The organism is Streptomyces sp. Alt3, assembly GCF_030719215.1.
Classification (GTDB): Bacteria; Actinomycetota; Actinomycetes; order Streptomycetales; family Streptomycetaceae; genus Streptomyces; species Streptomyces glycanivorans.
Window position 1 is genome coordinate 4191376 of the sequence record NZ_CP120983.1, and the last position, 18366, is coordinate 4209741.

Annotated in this window: 16 protein-coding genes; 7 read left to right on the plus strand and 9 right to left on the minus strand. The window is 70.9% G+C overall.

What is annotated here, in order from left to right; all coding sequences use genetic code 11:
- Positions 1-12: 12 nt before the first annotated feature.
- Both P8A20_RS18460 and P8A20_RS18465 read right to left on the minus strand, forming a co-directional pair.
- Complete coding sequence (locus P8A20_RS18460; protein WP_222723344.1) at positions 13-600, minus strand: pyridoxamine 5'-phosphate oxidase family protein; 588 nt, start codon at positions 598-600, stop codon at positions 13-15.
- Positions 601-721: 121 nt separating this feature from the next.
- Positions 722-1381: a response regulator gene (locus P8A20_RS18465; RefSeq protein ID WP_147958624.1), complete on the minus strand. Its 660-nt coding sequence runs from the start codon at positions 1379-1381 to the stop codon at positions 722-724.
- A gap of 347 nt (positions 1382-1728) precedes the next feature.
- On the opposite strand from P8A20_RS18465, the gene pdhA reads away from it, so the two are divergent.
- From pdhA to P8A20_RS18480, 3 genes are read left to right on the plus strand one after another with little or no spacing between them, the layout of a single operon-like run.
- Positions 1729-2889, plus strand: a complete 1161-nt coding sequence (gene pdhA / locus P8A20_RS18470) for a pyruvate dehydrogenase (acetyl-transferring) E1 component subunit alpha (RefSeq protein WP_147958625.1) — start codon at positions 1729-1731, stop codon at positions 2887-2889.
- 2 nt (positions 2890-2891) lie between these two features.
- Complete coding sequence (locus tag P8A20_RS18475) at positions 2892-3872, plus strand: alpha-ketoacid dehydrogenase subunit beta (RefSeq protein ID WP_147958626.1); 981 nt, start codon at positions 2892-2894, stop codon at positions 3870-3872.
- Between the two features lie 10 nt (positions 3873-3882).
- The gene (locus tag P8A20_RS18480) at positions 3883-5286 is read left to right on the plus strand and encodes a dihydrolipoamide acetyltransferase family protein (protein WP_147958627.1); all 1404 of its coding nucleotides are present in this window, start codon (positions 3883-3885) and stop codon (positions 5284-5286) included.
- A gap of 80 nt (positions 5287-5366) precedes the next feature.
- On the opposite strand, the gene P8A20_RS18485 is transcribed toward P8A20_RS18480, so the two are convergent.
- On the minus strand, positions 5367-6266 hold the full coding sequence (locus tag P8A20_RS18485) for a D-alanyl-D-alanine carboxypeptidase family protein (protein ID WP_147958628.1): 900 nt from the start codon (positions 6264-6266) through the stop codon (positions 5367-5369).
- A gap of 195 nt (positions 6267-6461) precedes the next feature.
- On the opposite strand from P8A20_RS18485, the gene P8A20_RS18490 reads away from it, so the two are divergent.
- Both P8A20_RS18490 and P8A20_RS18495 read left to right on the plus strand, forming a co-directional pair.
- Positions 6462-7145, plus strand: coding sequence for a GntR family transcriptional regulator (locus P8A20_RS18490; RefSeq protein WP_147958629.1), 684 nt, complete (start codon positions 6462-6464; stop codon positions 7143-7145).
- Positions 7142-8449 (plus strand): MFS transporter, encoded by a 1308-nt coding sequence (locus tag P8A20_RS18495; RefSeq protein WP_306103882.1) that lies wholly within the window; start codon positions 7142-7144, stop codon positions 8447-8449. Before P8A20_RS18490 ends, P8A20_RS18495 begins: the two co-directional genes overlap by 4 nt.
- A 76-nt stretch (positions 8450-8525) precedes the next feature.
- Here P8A20_RS18495 and P8A20_RS18500 read toward each other — a convergent pair whose 3' ends face one another.
- Positions 8526-9350 (minus strand): maleylpyruvate isomerase family mycothiol-dependent enzyme, encoded by an 825-nt coding sequence (locus tag P8A20_RS18500; RefSeq protein WP_147958631.1) that lies wholly within the window; start codon positions 9348-9350, stop codon positions 8526-8528.
- Positions 9351-9549: 199 nt separating this feature from the next.
- On the opposite strand from P8A20_RS18500, the gene P8A20_RS18505 reads away from it, so the two are divergent.
- A complete protein-coding gene (locus tag P8A20_RS18505) occupies positions 9550-10347 on the plus strand; it encodes a carbon-nitrogen family hydrolase (RefSeq protein WP_306103883.1) in 798 nt (265 codons plus the stop codon).
- Positions 10348-10447: 100 nt separating this feature from the next.
- Here the strand turns inward: P8A20_RS18505 and P8A20_RS18510 are convergent, their stop codons facing one another.
- Positions 10448-10954 carry an LURP-one-related/scramblase family protein gene (locus P8A20_RS18510; RefSeq protein ID WP_147958633.1) on the minus strand — a complete coding sequence of 169 codons (507 nt, stop codon included), beginning with the start codon at positions 10952-10954 and terminating at the stop codon, positions 10448-10450.
- A gap of 64 nt (positions 10955-11018) precedes the next feature.
- On the opposite strand from P8A20_RS18510, the gene P8A20_RS18515 reads away from it, so the two are divergent.
- Complete coding sequence (locus tag P8A20_RS18515) at positions 11019-12830, plus strand: NHL domain-containing thioredoxin family protein (protein WP_306103884.1); 1812 nt, start codon at positions 11019-11021, stop codon at positions 12828-12830.
- 4 nt (positions 12831-12834) lie between these two features.
- Here P8A20_RS18515 and P8A20_RS18520 read toward each other — a convergent pair whose 3' ends face one another.
- The 4 genes from P8A20_RS18520 to P8A20_RS18535 all read right to left on the minus strand — a co-directional run bounded on the left by P8A20_RS18520 (position 12835) and on the right by P8A20_RS18535 (position 18328).
- Positions 12835-13542 (minus strand): DUF4232 domain-containing protein, encoded by a 708-nt coding sequence (locus tag P8A20_RS18520; RefSeq protein ID WP_147958635.1) that lies wholly within the window; start codon positions 13540-13542, stop codon positions 12835-12837.
- Between the two features lie 209 nt (positions 13543-13751).
- Positions 13752-16574 (minus strand): AfsR/SARP family transcriptional regulator, encoded by a 2823-nt coding sequence (locus tag P8A20_RS18525; RefSeq protein WP_306103885.1) that lies wholly within the window; start codon positions 16572-16574, stop codon positions 13752-13754.
- A gap of 131 nt (positions 16575-16705) precedes the next feature.
- A complete protein-coding gene (locus P8A20_RS18530; RefSeq protein ID WP_147958636.1) occupies positions 16706-16924 on the minus strand; it encodes a DUF6458 family protein in 219 nt (72 codons plus the stop codon).
- Positions 16925-17029: 105 nt separating this feature from the next.
- Positions 17030-18328, minus strand: a complete 1299-nt coding sequence (locus P8A20_RS18535; protein ID WP_147958637.1) for a M18 family aminopeptidase — start codon at positions 18326-18328, stop codon at positions 17030-17032.
- Positions 18329-18366: the final 38 nt, after the last annotated feature.

Below are 18366 nucleotides of genomic sequence, written 5' to 3' on the forward strand. Positions count from 1 at the left end.
AAGTGTCCGGCCTTACGGACTTGCGTCGAAAGTCAGAGTGTGCATATGCGCCAGGCGGGGGTCGAGCCGGAGGTACACCGGATCGAAGTGTTCGCCGTTCACCTCGGCCGGGCAGGTCCCGAAGCGTTCACGCTGGCCAGGGCCCGGTTCCATGATCTCGACGGGGCCGGTGAACTGCACGGACCAGAGGTCCTCCGTGCCGCCGGGAGCCGGGGAGTTGAAGTTGTCCGCCCCGTACGCGACGACACTTCCGTCGCAGGCCTCGTGGAATCCGAGCCCCCTGTGCATCCGCAGGACGACGCGGCCCTCGATCACCAGGTGCCGGGCCACGGCGAGGAAGGGCAGGGCCCGCATGCTCATCGCCAGCCGGCCGTAGCGGACGCTGCCGAGCAGCTCGATGGCCCGGAGTCTGTCCGCCCCCGAGGCGCTGGAGGAGGCCGAGGTACCGAGAGCGCCGGAGGCATCGCAAGGTCCGGGGACAACGCGAGAGCCGGAGACCTCGCGAGAGCCGGAGACGACGCGAGGTCCGGAGACGCCGATGGCGCCGACGGAGCCGGATTCCTTCGCGGTCCCGGCGTCGGAGGGGCGGGAGAAAAGCATGGCTCCCACTCTCCGGCACGGGTAGGGGCCGTGTAAGGGTCCGCGGCCCCCGACGGGGTGGGACCAAAGTCCCGCGCCGACGGCAGGGGCCGGTATCCCCGCCGCCCGCCCCGTCGCGCGCTCAGCGCTTCTCGGCCTGGAGCCTCGCCACGTACGCGGCCGCCTGTGAACGGCGCTCCATGCCCAGCTTGGAGAGCAGGCTGGAGACGTAGTTCTTGATGGTCTTCTCGGCGAGATGCAGCCGCTCGCCGATCACCCTGTTCGTCAGTCCCTCGCCGATCAGGTCGAGGATCTTGCGTTCCTGGTCGGTCAGCCCCGCGAGCCGGTCGTCGCCCTTGCCCTTCTTGCCCTCGCGCAGCCGTTCCAGCACGCGTGCGGTGGCCGCCGGGTCCAGCAGGGACTTGCCGGCCGCGACGTCGCGCACGGCGCTGAGCAGTTCGTTGCCGCGGATGGCCTTCAGGACGTATCCCGAGGCACCCGCCATGATCGCGTCGAAAAGGGCCTCGTCGTCGGCGTACGAGGTGAGCATCAGGCACTTGATGTCCTCGTCCCGCGAGCGGACCTCGCGGCAGACCTCCACCCCGCTGCCGTCCGGCAGGCGTACGTCCAGTACGGCTACGTCCGGCCGGGTGGCGGGGATCCGTGCCAGGGCGTCCGCGGCCGTGCCGGCCTCGCCGACGACCTCGATGTCGGCCTCGGCCGTCAGCAGCTCATGGACTCCGCGCCGGACGACTTCGTGATCATCGAGCAGGAATACAGTGATTTTTCCTTCTTCGCGCACATTCGCAGTCTCACACACTCCCCTGTCCCATGCCCTTCCCTGCGCCTGCCGACCGGGATAACGTGCCGTTGTTCCGGCCGCCTGCAAGGCTGTTACCGACGCTGTGACCAGCGGGAGTTCGCGATTTTCGCGATTTACTTGGAAATCCAAGCAAAATCGCAGGTCACAAGGTGTTTCGCAGTTATGCGATGCACTGGGTAACGTGCTTATGACAGGACGCTCGCCGGGGCACCTGTCACGCCTGTTCCCGGCCGAGCGGCACCCACCCCGTGCACGGGTCCGGACACAGGCGAGCCGCACTGGCTTCCCGGCCATCCCGGGGGCCGGACCGACGGAGGAGCACGCACGTGACCGTGGAGAGCACTGCCGCGCGCAAACCGCGACGCAGCAGTAAGCGGACCAGCGCCGCCAAGACGCCCGCGAAGACGCCGGAGAACTCGGGGCCCCAGCTGGTACAGCTGCTGACGCCCGAGGGTGAGCGCGTCGAGCACCCGGACTTCGAGATCGACCTCAGCGCGGAAGAGCTCCGCGGGCTCTACCGGGACATGGTCCTGACCCGCCGTTTCGACGCCGAGGCCACCGCGCTGCAGCGTCAGGGCGAGCTGGGCCTGTGGGCCTCGCTGCTCGGCCAGGAGGCCGCCCAGATCGGTTCCGGCCGTGCGCTGCGCGACGACGACTACGTCTTCCCCACCTACCGGGAGCACGGTGTCGCCTGGTGCCGGGGCGTCGACCCGACCAATCTGCTCGGCATGTTCCGCGGCGTGAACCACGGCGGCTGGGACCCGAACACCAACAACTTCCACCTCTACACGATCGTCATCGGCTCGCAGACCCTGCACGCCACCGGCTACGCCATGGGCGTCGCCAAGGACGGCGCGGACTCGGCCGTGATCGCGTACTTCGGTGACGGCGCCTCCAGCCAGGGCGATGTCGCGGAGGCGTTCACCTTCTCCGCCGTCTACAACGCCCCCGTCGTGTTCTTCTGCCAGAACAACCAGTGGGCGATCTCCGAGCCGACCGAGAAGCAGACTCGGGTGCCGCTCTACCAGCGTGCCCAGGGCTTCGGATTCCCCGGCGTCCGGGTCGACGGCAACGACGTCCTCGCGTGCCTGGCCGTCACCAGGTCGGCGCTGGAGCGCGCCCGGCGGGGCGAGGGGCCCACCCTCGTCGAGGCGTTCACCTACCGCATGGGTGCCCACACCACCTCCGACGACCCGACCAAGTACCGGGCGGACGAGGAGCGGGCGGCCTGGGAGGCGAAGGACCCGATCCTGCGGCTGCGCACGTACCTGGAGAAGCAGGAGCTCGCCGACGCCGCGTTCTTCACCGCGCTGGAGGAGGAGAGCGAGTCCCTCGGCAAGCGGGTGCGCGAAGCGGTGCGGGCGATGCCCGACCCGGACCGGCTGGCGATCTTCGACCACGCCTACGCCGACGGCAATCCGCTCGTCGACGAGGAGCGCGCCCAGTTCGCCGCCTACCAGGCATCGTTCGCCGAGGAGGGCAACTAGCCATGGCCGCTGAGAAGATGTCCATCGCGAAGGCGCTCAACGAGTCGCTGCGCAAGGCGCTCGAGACCGACCCCAAGGTCCTCATCATGGGTGAGGACGTCGGCAAGCTCGGCGGGGTCTTCCGCATCACGGACGGGCTCCAGAAGGACTTCGGCGAGGGCCGGGTCATCGACACCCCGCTCGCGGAGTCCGGCATCGTCGGCACGGCGATCGGTCTGGCCCTTCGCGGTTACCGCCCGGTCGTCGAGATCCAGTTCGACGGCTTCGTCTTCCCCGCGTACGACCAGATCGTCACGCAGCTCGCCAAGATGCACGCCCGCGCCCTCGGCAAGATCAAGATGCCGGTCGTCATCCGCATCCCCTACGGCGGGGGCATCGGTGCCGTGGAGCACCACAGCGAGTCCCCCGAGGCGCTGTTCGCGCACGTGGCGGGCCTGAAGGTCGTCTCGCCGTCCAATGCGAGCGACGCCTACTGGATGATGCAGCAGGCCGTCCAGAGCGACGACCCGATCATCTTCTTCGAGCCCAAGCGGCGCTACTGGGACAAGGGGGAGCTCGACACCGAGTCCATCCCCGGCCCGCTCCACAAGGCAGCCGTCGCCCGTGAGGGATCCGACCTCACGCTGGTCGCGTACGGCCCGATGGTGAAGGTCTGCCTGGAGGCGGCCGCCGCGGCGCAGGAGGAGGGCAAGTCGGTCGAGGTCCTGGACCTGCGGTCGATGTCCCCCATCGACTTCGACGCCGTGCAGACCTCGGTCGAGAAGACCGGCCGGCTCGTGGTGGTCCACGAGGCGCCGGTGTTCTACGGTTCCGGGGCCGAGATCGCGGCCCGGATCACCGAGCGCTGTTTCTACCACCTCGAGGCGCCGGTGCTGAGGGTCGGCGGCTACCACGCCCCCTACCCGCCGGCCCGGCTCGAGGACGAATACCTGCCGGGTCTCGACCGGGTGCTCGACGCCGTCGACCGCTCGCTGGCGTACTGAGGAGAGGGTCGTGACGACGATGACCGAAACGTCCGCTCGTTTCCGTGAGTTCAAGATGCCCGACGTGGGCGAGGGACTGACCGAGGCGGAAATCCTCAAGTGGTTCGTCCAGCCCGGCGACACCGTCACCGACGGGCAGGTCGTGTGCGAGGTCGAGACGGCCAAGGCCGCCGTGGAGCTGCCGATCCCGTTCGACGGGGTGGTGCACGAGCTGCGCTTCCCCGAGGGCACGACCGTCGACGTCGGCGAGGTGATCATCGCGGTGGACGTGGCACCGGGCAGCGGTGACGTGCCCGCCGCCTCGGAGGCCGTCCAGCAGCCCGTCGCGGAAGCCGCACCCGAAGCGGAACCGGAGGCGCCCAAGGGCCGCCAGCCGGTGCTCGTGGGGTACGGCGTCGCCGAGAGCTCGACCAAGCGCCGCGCCCGCAAGGGGGCGCAGATCCCGGGTCCGGCCGCCGCCGCGGTCCAGGCCGAACTCAACGGCCACGGGGCGAAGGCCCCGGAGAGCCGGCCCCTCGCCAAGCCGCCGGTCCGCAAGCTGGCGAAGGACCTGGGCATCGACCTCACCACGGTCACCCCGACCGGCGAGGGCGGTGTCATCACCCGGGAGGACGTCCACGCGGCTGCCGTGCCGGCTCCCGCCGAGGCCCCCGCGCGGGCGGAGGAGCCCGCCGCGGTCCCCGCACCGGTCGCCGTGGTCGCGGATCCGGCGGGCCGGGAGACCCGTGTCCCGGTCAAGGGTGTGCGCAAGGCCATCGCCCAGGCCATGGTCGGCAGCGCCTTCACCGCGCCGCACGTGACCGAGTTCGTGACCGTCGACGTGACACGCACGATGAAGCTCGTGGCGGAGCTCAAGGAGGACAAGGACCTGGCCGGGGTCCGGGTCAATCCGCTCCTGATCATCGCCAAGGCACTCCTGGTCGCGATCCGGCGCAACCCGGCGGTCAACGCCGCCTGGGACGAGGCCAACCAGGAGATCGTGCAGAAGCACTACGTCAACCTGGGTATCGCCGCCGCGACCCCGCGTGGCCTGATCGTGCCGAACATCAAGGACGCGCACGACAAGACCCTGCCCGAGCTGGGCGAGGCGCTGGGTGAGCTGGTGTCCACGGCACGCGAGGGGAAGACCTCCCCGGCCGCCATGGCCGGCGGCACGGTGACCATCACCAACGTCGGCGTCTTCGGCGTCGACACGGGCACGCCGATCCTGAACCCGGGGGAGTCCGCGATCCTCGCGGTCGGAGCGATCAAGCTCCAGCCCTGGGTGCACAAGGGCAAGGTGAAGCCCCGCCAGGTCACCACGCTGGCACTCTCCTTCGACCACAGGCTGGTCGACGGCGAGCTGGGCTCCAAGGTGCTCGCGGACGTCGCGGCGGTCCTGGAACAGCCCAAGCGGCTGATCACCTGGGCCTGACAGTCGCACACGGAAAGGGGCCCGCCGCATGATGCGGCGGGCCCCTTCCTCGTGCGCGGGTCACATCCCGCGCACGGGGGTCACTTCTTGAAGCCGTAGTCCAGGAGCTTCTTCGCGTCGGCGGTCCGGGTCGTCGCGGACGTCGAGGTGAGGACGGTCCCGATGACCGTCTTGCCGTTCCGGGTCGCGGCGAAGACCAGGCAGTACTTGGCCGTCGGTCCGGATCCGGTCTTCACGCCGATCATGCCGGTGTAGCTGCCCAGCATGGCGTTGGTGTTGGCCCACGACATGTAGCGGTAGCCACCGGACTTGGTGGTGACCTTCTGCTTCGTCGACTTGGTCTTCACGATCGCGCGGAACGTCGAGTTCTTCATCGCGCTGCTGGCGATCTTCGTCAGATCGCGCGGGGTGGAGTAGTTCGAACCGCCGCCGATGCCGTCGAACGAGTCGAAGTGGGTGTTCTTCAGACCGAGGCTCTTCGCGGAGGCGTTCATCTTGCCGATGAAGGACTTCACCCGCGCCGCCCGCGTGGAGCCGGTGCCGAACTTGTCGGCCAGGGCGTAGGCGGCGTCGCAGCCGGACGGCAGCATCAGGCCGTACAGCAGCTGACGGACCGTGACCTTGTCGCCGACGATCAGCCGTGCCGACGAGGCGTTCTTCGAGACGATGTAGTCGCTGTACGCCTTCTGGACGGTGACCTTGGCGTCGAGGTTCAGGTTCTTCTGCGCCAGCACGACCTTTGCGGTCATGATCTTCGTGGTCGAGCCGGTGGAGCGGCGGGTGTCCGCGCTCTTGCCGTAGAGCGTCTTCGCGGTGCCGTTGTTCATCACGAAGCCGCCCTTGGCGGTGATCGTGGGCGTCGGCGGTGCCGCTGCCTGAGCTGTGGAGGCGAACGCTCCGGTCGCGAGGACGGCTCCCGCTGTCAGGGCGACGACGGACGCGACGGAGACGCGGCGTGTGCCCGAAATACCGTATGTCAAAGGAGACGCTCCCAAATGTCCTGAAAGGGCGATCGCACGGGAGTGCCGCCCTGACGTGAGACTCGCGAGAGCACCGAATGGCTGTACGCCCGAACGAGTGAGTCGTGTCATTTTTGCATGACGGGTTCGCGTCACATCGGGTCCGGATCGCGGACGGGGGAGCCGACGCACGCATCTTGTATCTATGCTGTGTGCATGCCTGTCGCACCTCCTGCCTCGCCCACCGTCCGCAAGGCCGACCCCAAGCCGCCGCCGGCGGCCGAGCGCGTGTACGCACACATCAAGGAGGCGGTACTCGACCGCCGTTACGAGGGCGGCACGCTCCTCACCGAGGGCGACCTGGCCGAGGCGGTCGGTGTGTCCCGGACCCCGGTGCGCGAAGCCCTGCTCCGGCTCGAGGTCGAAGGGCTGATCAAGCTCTACCCGAAGAAGGGCGCGCTGGTGCTCGCGGTCTCCGCGCAGGAGATCTCCGACGTGGTGGAGACCCGGCTGCTCGTCGAGGAGTTCGCCGCACGCAAGGCCGTGCCCGCGTCGGCCCAGCTGATCGCCCGGCTCGAACAGCTCCTGGAGGAGCAGCGGGAGCTCGCCGAGGTGGGCGACCTGGCCGCGGTGTCCGTCAAGGACCGCTGCTTCCACGCCGAGATCGTGAAGAACGCGGGCAACGAGATCCTCTCGCGCCTCTACGACCAGCTCCGCGACCGGCAGCTGCGGATGGGCGTCGCGGTGATGGAGGCGCACCCCGGCCGGGTCGCCGCCAACATCACCGAGCACGGTGAACTGCTGGACGCCATCAGGGCCGGCGACGCCGAGGGCGCCGCACAGGTCGTACGCCGCCACGTCAGCCGGGTCAAGGTGCTGGTCCGGGGTGATGACCGGTGAGCTCCGCCTCCCCCACCCTGTCCCTGCCCGGAGACCCGCCCGGCGGCCGGCGTGCCGCGTGGGTCTGGGGCATCGGCGTCGCGGTCTACTTCGTCGCGATCATCTTCCGTACGAGCCTGGGCGTCGCCGGACTGGACGCCGCCGACCGGTTCGACGTCAACGCCTCGGCCCTGTCGACGTTCTCCATCCTCCAGCTGCTCGTCTACGCCGGCATGCAGATACCCGTCGGCCTGATGGTCGACCGGCTCGGCACCAAGAAGGTCCTCACCCTCGGGGTGGTGCTCTTCACGGTGGGACAGCTGGGCTTCGCGCTCTCGCCCTCGTACGGCACGGCGCTCGCCTCCCGCGCGCTGCTCGGCTGCGGCGACGCCATGACGTTCATCAGCGTGCTGCGGCTCGGCACCCGGTGGTTCCCGGCCCGGCGCGGTCCGATGATCGGTCAGGTTGCCGCGCTCTTCGGGATGGCGGGCAACCTGGTCTCCACCCTGGTCATCGCCCGCGCGCTGCACGGGCTCGGCTGGACCACGACCTTCGTCGGCAGCTCGATGGCGGGCGTGGTGGTGCTGGTCCTGCTGCTGCTCTTCCTCAAGGACCACCCCGAGGGCCATGAGCCGCCGCCCGTCGAGCACGCGGGAGGGACGTACGTACGGAAGCAGATCGCAGCCTCCTGGCGGGAGCCGGGCACCCGCCTCGGCATGTGGGTGCACTTCACCACGCAGTTCCCCGCCATGGTCTTCCTGCTGCTGTGGGGCATGCCGTTCCTGGTCGAGGCACAGGGGCTCAGCAGAGGTACCGCGGGCGAACTGCTCACCCTGGTGGTGCTCTCGAACATGGTGGTGGGGCTCGTCTACGGGCAGATCATCGCCCGCCACCACTCCGCGCGCGCCCCGCTGGCGCTGGGTACGGTCGCGCTGACCGCACTGCTCTGGGCGTCCACGATCTTCTACCCCGGTGACCACGCGCCGATGTGGCTGCTGATCACGCTCTGCGTGGTGCTCGGCTCCTGCGGACCGGCCTCGATGATCGGATTCGACTTCGGGCGGCCGGCCAACCCGCCGGAGCGCCAGGGCACCGCTTCCGGCATCGTCAACATGGGTGGTTTCATCGCCTCGATGACGACGCTGTTCGCGGTGGGTGTCCTGCTGGACGCGACAGGGGACAACTACCGTGTCGCGTTCGCCTCGGTCTTCGTCCTGGAGGCACTCGGCGTCGTACAGATCCTGAGGCTGCACGCCGGCGCCACGCACCGGGAGCGCGACCATCACGTCGTCAGCCGGGTCGAAGCCGTTCACGTGCCCGCCTGACAGCGGTCGCGGCGGCGGCTGTCCGGCGGCGCGCCCGTCCCGGCCCGCCGCCGGACGGGCGCCGCCGGTCGTGGTGCTACGGGGTCACGGCGAAGTGGCGCAGGATCTCGGCCGCGAGCTCCTGGTCGCCGTCGACCTTGATCCGGTCCTCCACGGCCTGCGCCCGGACCCGCCCGCAGGCCAGCCGGTAGTACGTCTCCCAGTCCATCGCCAGGGTCGCCACGGGGCCCAGCGACGGTGCTCCGTCCACCGAACCGCGGCCCTCGCCGTCGACCCTGACCGTGCGCAGGAACTCCAGCGGGCCGTGCACATCGAAGACCACGGCCGAGTTGTGCGGCGCCCCCGCGTCCTTGGCGACCACCTTCGCCAGTCCGACCAGCAGCGTGTCCCGGACGATCAGGGCGCCGGGTGAATCCAGATTGCCGGGCTGCCCCAGCGTCGTCCGCAGGTCCTGCTCGTGCACCCACACATCGAAGGCCCGCATGTGCAGAGCCAGTTCCAGCGTCTGCTCGGCGCCGAGGGGCGCCCGCACCATGGTCTCGGGAGCCCGCGACTCGTTGCGCAGCTGACGCATGCGCCGGATCAGCGTGTACTCCAGCTCCGAGGTCATCTCCGGCGCGGTGTGGTGGCGCCGTACGTCGACCTGCATCTCCATGTAGCGCTGGTGGTCGTTCTGTACGTGGTACAGGTCGCGTGGCAGCGTGTGGATGGGACGGGGGTCGCCGAGCTGTTCGCACTCCATGCCGATGACGTGCGAGACGATGTCGCGCACCGACCAGCCCGGGCAGGGCGTCCGGCGGTTCCACTCCCCCTCGACGAGCGGCTTGACCAGCTCGGCTATCGACTCGACGGAGTGGGTCCAGGCATCGGCATAGGTCTGGAGGCTGGGATGGACGGTCACGGGACCCCTCGTGCGGTTCTGCGGTGCATGGGCTGGAGAGCAGGGAGTGCCGACGGGAGAGCCGGCACCGACGGTGCTGTCTGCGGGCTGCGTGGGAGGTTCGCTCGCTAAGTTACGCTGCGAGCAGGCACCCCGGCAGTGCTTTCGTGTGACGATCGTAGGCCCGCGTTGACGGCTTCCATGCCAGGACGGTGGTAGTGTGCACGCCTCCCTCATCCAGATGGCAGTAAACCCGGATGAATCGGTCAATTCCCGTAGAGAGCGCGCGGCTTCACTGGTCGTGGCCCAGCGGGGAGCCGACCTGGTCCTCCTCCCCGAGCTCTGGCCTGTCGGCGCCTTCGCCTACACCGCGTTCGCCGAAGAGGCCGAACCGCTCCAGGGGCCCACGCACGACGTCATGGCGAAGGCGGCTGCCGAGGCGGGGGTCTGGCTGCACGCCGGGTCCTTCGTGGAGCGCGCCGAGGACGGCACCCTCTACAACACCTCACTGGTCTTCTCGCCCGAGGGTGAGCGGGCCGCCGCATACCGCAAGATCCATCGCTTCGGGTTCGACAAGGGCGAGGCCGTGCTGATGGGGGCCGGCGAGGAGCTTGTCACCGTAGCTCTGCCGGAGACCATCCTCGGCCTCGCCACCTGCTACGACCTGCGCTTTCCCGAGCAGTTCCGGGGGCTGGTCGACGCAGGGGCCGAAACCCTGGTCGTTTCGGCGGGCTGGCCGGAGCGCAGGCGTTCGCACTGGACCCTGCTGGCGCAGGCACGTGCCGTCGAGAACCAGGCGTATGTCCTGGCGGTCGGGTCGGCGGGCACCCACGCGGGGGTGGAGCAGGCGGGTCACAGCATCGTCGTCGACCCCTGGGGCGAGGTGCTCGCCGAGGCCGGTGCGGCCGAGGAGGTGCTGACCGTGGAGTTCGACCCGGCCAGGGCCATCACCACCCGGGAGCAGTTCCCGGCGCTCAAGGACCGCCGTCTGGGCCTCGCCCCGAGGCGCCTGGCCTGAGCCACACGCACGCTCACCGACGGCCCGGTTTCACGTGAAACCGGGCCGGCCCGTATGCCCCGGCCCGGTCCGATTGTCCTCCGGGCCCGGGGGCGGGCCCTCAGTCCTCGCCGTGGTCCTTGTCGTGCTCCTTGTCCGCGAGGACGATCACGCACACCGCCACCGCGAGGAGGAGGGGCACGTCGGCGTCCTCCCGCACGATGTCGACGCCGTACGTGTCGCGGACCGTCAGCCAGCGCCGGGAGATCTGGGCCAGCAGTTCGCCGTCGTAGTCGATGGCGAACTCGCGGTCCAGGATCTTGCCGCTGACGTCCAGCTCCGTGCCGTCCACGAGGCTCACCCGGTAGTGGTTGCGCAGCAGGGAGAGCCGCTTCCGCTTGACCTTGGCGAGCTCGTCGCCGTCGCGTTCGACGAGCATGGTGTCGCGGATGCTGATCAGCTTCTGGCGGATCTCCACCAGCACCCGGCCGTCGGTGTCCTTCAGCTCGAAGGTGTCCCGGAGCCTCATGGCCTTGCCGTCGACGAGGAAGAGCTTCCGCCCGTCCGCGTCCTCGATCCAGTAGTCGTCACCGATGCCGAACACGCGCTCACGTACGAGAAGTCTCATGGATCACAGGTTCCCCGACGCCCTGCCGGAATGCGCGCAGGCCACGGTGCTGTTGACTGGTGGCATGACAGCACGTGCACGTGTCCGCGCCCCCGAACTGATCGGCAAGGGCGGCTGGCTCAATACAGGCGACCGGCAGTACACCCTGGCTGACCTGCGGGGACGCATCGTCATCCTGGATTTCTGGACCTTCTGCTGTGTGAACTGTCTGCATGTGCTCGACGAGCTGCGCGACCTGGAGGAGAAGCACCGCGACACCGTGGTGATCATCGGTGTCCACTCGCCGAAGTTCGTGCACGAGGCCGAACACCAGGCCGTGGTCGACGCGGTCGAGCGGTACGAGGTGCACCACCCGGTTCTCGACGACCCCGAGCTCGCCACCTGGAAGCAGTACGCCGTCCGGGCCTGGCCCACGCTCGTCGTCGTGGACCCCGAGGGCTATGTCGTGGCCCAGCACGCGGGTGAGGGGCACGCGCACGCCATCGAGAAGCTGGTCGAGGAGCTGGAGGACGAGCACGCGGCGAAGGGCACCCTGCGCCGCGGCGACGGCCCGTACGTCGCGCCGGAGCCGGTCGCCACGCATCTGCGCTTCCCCGGCAAGGCGCTCGCCCTTCCCGACGGCGGCTTCCTGGTCTCGGACAGCACCCGTCACCGCTTGGTCGAACTGGACGCCGACGGCGAGACCGTACGCGGCCACTTCGGCGCCGGTGAGCGTGGATTCGCGGACGGGGGCCGCGAGGAGGCCCGGTTCAGTGAGCCGCAGGGCCTCGCCTTCCTGCCCGACGGCCGGATCGCCGTCGCGGACACGGTCAACCACGCGATCAGGGCGCTCGACCTCGCGACAGGTGTGACGACCACGCTCGCCGGGACCGGCCGCCAGTGGTGGCAGGGCTCCGCCACCGACGGCACCGCCACGGAGGTGGACCTGTCGTCCCCCTGGGACATCGCCTGGTTCGGTGACCGGCTGTGGATCGCGATGGCGGGCGTGCACCAGCTGTGGACGTACGACCCCGGGAAGGGGACGGTCGGCGTCGCCGCGGGAACGACCAACGAGGGCCTGGTCGACGGCCCCGGTGACGAGGCGTGGTTCGCGCAGCCGTCCGGCCTGGCGTCGGCCGGCGACCGTCTCTGGGTCGCCGACTCCGAGAACTCCGCGCTGCGCTACGTGGACCTGGAGGGCGCCGTGCACACGGCCGTCGGTACGGGACTCTTCGACTTCGGCCACCGCGACGGCGCCGCCGGCCAGGCGCTCCTCCAGCACCCGCTGGGTGTGACGGCCCTCCCGGACGGCTCCGTCGCCGTGAGCGACACCTACAACCACGCGCTGCGGCGGTACGACCCCGAGAGCGGAGAGGTCACCACGCTGGCCACGGATCTGCGCGAGCCGAGCGACGCCGTCCTGGTGGACGGCGACCTGGTGGTCGTCGAGTCCGCGCGGCACCGGCTGACCCGGCTGCGTCTCCCCGAGGAGGCCGTGCGGGTCGCCGGCCGGGCCCACCGCACCCAGCGCGCGGCCACGGAGGTCGCCGCCGGCACGCTGCGGCTGGACGTGGTCTTCCAGGCACCCGCCGGGCAGAAGCTGGACACCCGGTACGGCCCGTCCACGCGGCTGCTGGTCTCCTCCACCCCGCCGGAGCTGCTGGCCGAGGGCTCAGGGCCGGGTACGGACCTGAGCCGCGACCTGGTCCTTGCGGACGGGGTCACCGAGGGCGTCCTGCACGTGTCCGCGATGGCGGCGTCGTGCGACGACGACCCTGCGAACGAGTACCCGGCCTGCCATGTGCACCAGCAGGACTGGGGCGTCCCCGTGAACGTCACCGCCACAGGGACCTCCAGGCTCCCGCTGGTGCTGGCGGGGATGGACGAGCAGGGCTGACGGCTCAGAACTCGTCGGCGCCGTTGCGCAGCTCGGGCGTCCAGTAGCCGGTCGCCCACTTCGCCGGGTCCACGGAGATGCCCTCGGCGCCGGGAGCCTTCACGATGGCCATGCCGGCGTTGCCCTGCAGCGTCACCGAGAAGTCCTTCACGGTCTCGACGTCCTCGTCCACACCGCCGTCCGACAGCCTCACGGCTGCGTACGCGGGAGCACCGGCGGCGAGGACGACCTGGTCCGCGGGCTTGCTCTTGTCGACCGCCGGCACGGTGCCACGGGCGTTCTCCAGGAACCTGATCTCGGGGAAGCCCTGCATCAGGCAGCTGTGGCCGGAGGTGTTCCTGGCGGTCAGGACGATGTGGGTGTAGGGCGGGCCGTCCTGGACCTCGGCGCTGATCGTCAGGCCCTTGGTGGTGCAGGCCGCCACACCGCCGCCGCTCCCGGTCTTCGTGCCGCCCGCGGTCTTCGCGCTGCCGGTGGTCTTCGCGGTGCCCGCGTCGCCCGCGTCGCCGGCGTCCTGCGTCGCACCGTCGCTCGCCGTGGAGCCCGCGTTCTGCGCGGACTTCACGGCGGAGGCCGCCGCCGTGGAAACGCTCTCCGCCGGGCCGGCGGACTTCGTACCGGTGCCGTCCCCGTCGCATGCGGTGAGGGAGAGGGTGAGTACGGCGGTGGCCGCGGCGGCGAGAACGGTGGTGCGGGTGCGGAAGGTACGCATGGAGACTCCCCCGGAGTGGGACGAGGCGGTCGGCCGGTCGGGACCGGAGCGCCGGTGAGCTGCTGACATCCATGAGTCTGGAGCGCGTCGCTCACGTTCCGCTGCCGTCCCGCTGACGTCCTGCTGACGTCCGTTCCCCGGGCGCCCGCGCGGTTATCCCCGCCCTCCTCCGGCCGGGGCAGGGCGCCCGCGAGAGGGGCCGTGCCGGGTCAGCCCCCGTCGGTGAGCCGGCCGAGTGCCTGGGCGTGCCGTGTCAGGTAGTCCGCGCGCGCCGAGACCCGCAGGAGGGCCTCCAGGGCCCGTACGGCGCCTTCGTCGTAGCCGGCCCGTTCCGCTTCCTCGGCCGCCCGGTCCAGCAGAAGGACCCCCTCTTCCTCCTCGCCGAGTGCCAGACGGGCTTCACCGGACACGGCCAGCAGCAGGGACCTGCGGGCGGCCTCCTCGTGCTCGGGCCCCAGGGCGAGCGCCGTACGAGCGGATTCGAGTGCGTCCCCGGGGCGGTGGGCGACGAGCTGCAGCCGGGCCAGGTGCTGGAGGGCGAGCATCTCCGTGTGCCGGTCCTTCTCCTGCCGGGCCAGGGCGACCGCCCCGCCACAGCCCTCCAGGGCCCTGTCGAGCTCACCCTGCCCGGCCTGGACGACGGCCAGGTTGATCAGGGCCGTCGCCTCACCCAGCCGGTCACCGGCCCGCCGTGCGAGGCCCGGCGAGCGTTCCAGGAGGGCGAGTGCCTCGGCGGTCCTTCCCTCTTCCGTCAGCACCCACCCCAGCAGGTTCAGCACCCTCGACTCGGCGTACAGGTCCTGTTGCGCGCGGGCGGAGTCGAGCGCCAGCTCGAGCAGGGGAGCCCAGCTGTCCCGTACCCGCCACACCACCTGCGGCCACTGGAGCAGGATGATCCGCCAGGCCCTGTCGTGCAGGCGGGCACTCCGGGCCGCCACGGCCGCCCGGGCCAGGTCGTCGCGTTCGGCGGCCAGCCAGTGCATCGCCGCGGCACGGTCGGCGAAGTCCCGCACGGCGGCGGAGCGGTGGTCCTCCGGCAGTACGAAGCAGGGCTCGCCGCCCGGCTCGGCCGTGTCGGCGGCGGCGAGTGCGGTGGAGATGTAATGGTCGAGGACGCCGATCAGCGCCTCGGCCCCGGAAGCCGGGTCGAGACCGCGGGCGTACAGGCGCACCAGGTCGTGCAGCACCCAGCGGCCCGGCGCGGTCTCGGTGACGAGGTGCGCGGAGCCGAGACGCTCCAGGGCCGCCGCGGCGGCGACGGGATCGGTCCCCGCGAGAGCGGCGCAGGTGTACGGGTCGAAGTGGCCGCCGGGGTGGTGGCCGAGCCTGGCCAACTGCCGCACCGCGTCCGCCGGAAGCTGTTGGACGGTCAGCCGCAGAGCGGCCGAGACACCGGTGTCGTCCACGTCGAGGAACGTCAGCCGGCCGCGTTCGTCGGCCAGTTCGTCGGCCAGACCGGCGAGCGTCCACTGCGGGCGCCCGGCCAGCCGGGCCGCCGTGACACGCAGGGCGAGCGGCAGCCCTCCGCAGAGTTCGGCGAGCCGGCGCGCCGCCACCGGTTCGGCGAGGATCCTCTCCTCACCGAGCACACCGGCCAGCAGGGCCGTGCCGTCCTGGGGTTCGAGGGTGCCGAGAGGTACGGGCCGGGCCGCGTCCGAGGCGATGAGGCCCTCCAGCCGGTTGCGGCTGGTGACGAGGGTGACGCAGTCCGTACCGCCCGGAAGCAGTGCACGGACGGTGGCGGAGTCCCGGGCGTTGTCGAGGACCACGAGCAGCCGGCGCCGGTCGGTCAGGGACCGGAAGAGTGCGGCAGCGGCGCTCACGGACTCCGGGACGCGGCGCGGAGCGACGCCGAGGGCGAGCAGGAACTCACGCAGGACGTCGATGAGAGCGGGTTCGCCCGTCTCGCTGAACCCGCGCAGATCGGCGAAGAGCCGTCCGTCCGGGAAGGCGGCGGGGTTGTGGTGCGCCCACTGGAGGGCCAGCGACGTCTTTCCCACCCCCGCCGGGCCGGTGACCAGGCACACGGGTGCCTCACCTGCGGCCGCCCGTGTGAGCGCCGCCAGCTCGGCGCCGCGTCCGTGGAAGCCACGGGGGGCGCGGGGCAGCAGATCGGTGGGGTGCGGGGCCACGGAGGGACTGTGCGCGGCGGGGACACGCGGTGGGCCGGCAGCCGCGGCGGTTCCTGCCGCCGGTCCCGGACCGGTGGAGGACGTCCCCGGACCGGTACCGGGCCGCGACGCTCCGGGCGGGGCCGTTCCCGGGCCGCCGGCCGAGGCCGGGCCGGGCCGGGGATCGCCGCGAAGGATCAGCGCGTACGCGTCGGCGAGTTCGTGTCCGGGGTCGATGCCCAGCTCGTCGGCGAGCAGCCGTCTCGTGCGGTGGAACCAGTCCAGGGCCTCCGACTGGCGCCCCGCCCGGTACAGCGCCAGTATCAGGGCCGCCGCCAGCGACTCCCGCATCGGATGGGCGGCCGCTTCCGCCCGCAGTGCTGACGCGGCGCGGTGGTGCTCGCCGAGGTTCCCGTAGGCCCGGGCCAGTTCCTCGACCGTTGCCAGTCGTGACTCCTCCAGCGTGTGCGCCGCGGCCTGGAGCGGTCCTTCGGTGAACGCTCCGCCGAGCGCCGGGCCCTGCCACAGGGACAGCGCGTCGTCGAGCATGCGCACGGTGTCGGTGGCGCTGCGCTGCTGCCGTGCCAGCATCAGCAGTTCCTCGAACCGCTGGTAGTCCAGCAGGGTTTCCGGGACCCGGAGCACGTAGGCGTCGCCGAGCGTGACCAGCTCCACCCCGTACGCCTGGGCCTCCGCACCCGTCAGGAGGGCGCGGAGGCGTGAGACGTGCCCCTGGATGACGCCACGGGCGCGCGGAGGGGGATCCTCGCCCCACAGGGAGTCCGTCAGCCGGGCGACCGGGACGGGGGTGTTGGCCGACAGCAGCAGGGCGGCGAGCAGGCTGCGCCGTTTCGCGGGCCCGAGCGGCAGGGGCCCGGTGCGGGTGTCGACGGAGACCGTGCCGAGCAGCCGGAACTCCACGAGCGGCATTCCTTCCGGGCAGGACGCACCCGGGGTGAGGGCCCGGACAGGTGCCCAGAATATCGGGCCGCCGCCAGGCCGACGCACCGTCACGGACGCCCCCGAGAAGGGGCGGACGTCCGGCCGTCAGGTCACCGGTAGCGGCGCTCGTCCTCCGCGACGACCGTGGTGGGCGGCACCACCATGCGGCGGCGACGCGCGATGCTCACGTAGACGAAGACCCCGACGAGGCCGACGAGCATCATGATCCAGCCGACCAGGTCGACGTTGACGGTGTCCATCTCCCAGTCCGTCGCGAACGCCAGAATCGCCCCGGCACCGATCAGGAGAATGCATCCTCCGAGTCCCATGATTTCCGCCTCCTCGACGGCCCGGTGAATCCGGGCCGGTGTACGGATCGCGTACCCGGCCCGGCAACAAGCATGTCCGTGAGGGCGGTTGGGGCGGTGGAGGGATCAGCCCGCGAGGAACGCGGTGAGCGCGTTGGCCAGGAGGTACGGGTCGTCGGCACCGCAGAGTTCGCGCGCGCTGTGCATCGACAGGATCGCCACACCGATGTCGACGGTCCTGATGCCGTGGCGTGCCGCGGTGATCGGGCCGATCGTCGTGCCGCACGGCATCGAGTTGTTCGAGACGAACGTCTGCCAGGGCACGCCCGCCTTCTCGCAGGCCGCGGCGAACACCGCGCGGCCACCGCCGTCGGTCGCGTAGCGCATGTTGACGTTGACCTTGAGGATCGGCCCGCCGTTGGCCACCGGGTGGTGCGTCGGGTCGTGCCGCTCGGCGTAGTTCGGGTGGACGGCGTGGCCGGTGTCCGAGGAGAGACAGACGGTCCCGGCGAAGGCCCGGGCGCGGTCCTCGTAGGAACCTCCGCGGGCGAACACGGAACGCTCCAGGACCGTGCCGAGCAGCGGGCCGTCGGCGCCGGTGTCGGACTGGGAGCCGTTCTCCTCGTGGTCGAAGGCGGCCAGCACCGGGATGTACGGGATCTCGTCGTCCGGCTGCCCGGCGACGGCGGCGAGCGCGGCCGTCGCGGCGTGCACCGAGAGCAGGTTGTCCATGCGCGGACCGGCGAGCAGCTCACGATCACGGCCCAGGTAGGCCGGGGGCTCGACGGGGTGCGGCATGAGGTCCCAGCCGGTGATCTCCGCGGGGTCGACGCCCGCCTCCTCGGCGACGAAACGGATGAGGTCGCCCTCCTCGACCTCACCGAGTCCCCAGATCGGCTGCATGTGCTTCTGCCGGTCGAGCTTGAGGCCGTCGGGGTTGGCGGACCTGTCCAGGTGCACGGCGAGCTGGGGCACCCGCAGCAGCGGCCGGTCGATGTTCACCAGCCGGTGCGTCCCGTCACGGAGGGAGATCCGGCCGGCCAGTCCCAGGTCCCGGTCGAGCCAGGTGTTCAGGAGTGTCCCGCCGTAGATCTCGACGGCGACCTGGCGCCAGCCCTGCGCGCCGGTGTCGGGCAGGGGCTTGACCCGCAGGTTGGGGGAGTCGGTGTGGGCCCCCACGATCCGGAACGGGGTGTGGGCGTCCGCGCCCTCCGGCACGTACCAGGCGACGATCGCGCCGCCCCGCAGGACGTACTTCCCGCCCTTGGAGCCGTCCCACGCGTCCGTCTCCTCGACCTGCCGGAAACCGGCCTTCTCCAGCCTCGCGGCGGCGGTGGCCACGGCGTGGTACGGGGAGGGGCTGGCCATCAGGAAAGCCATCAGATCGTCGGTGTGCCCGCGGTCGAAGCGGAGGGGAGAGCTCATGTTCTTCACTGTAACGACGGTCGAGGTGGACGTTTCAC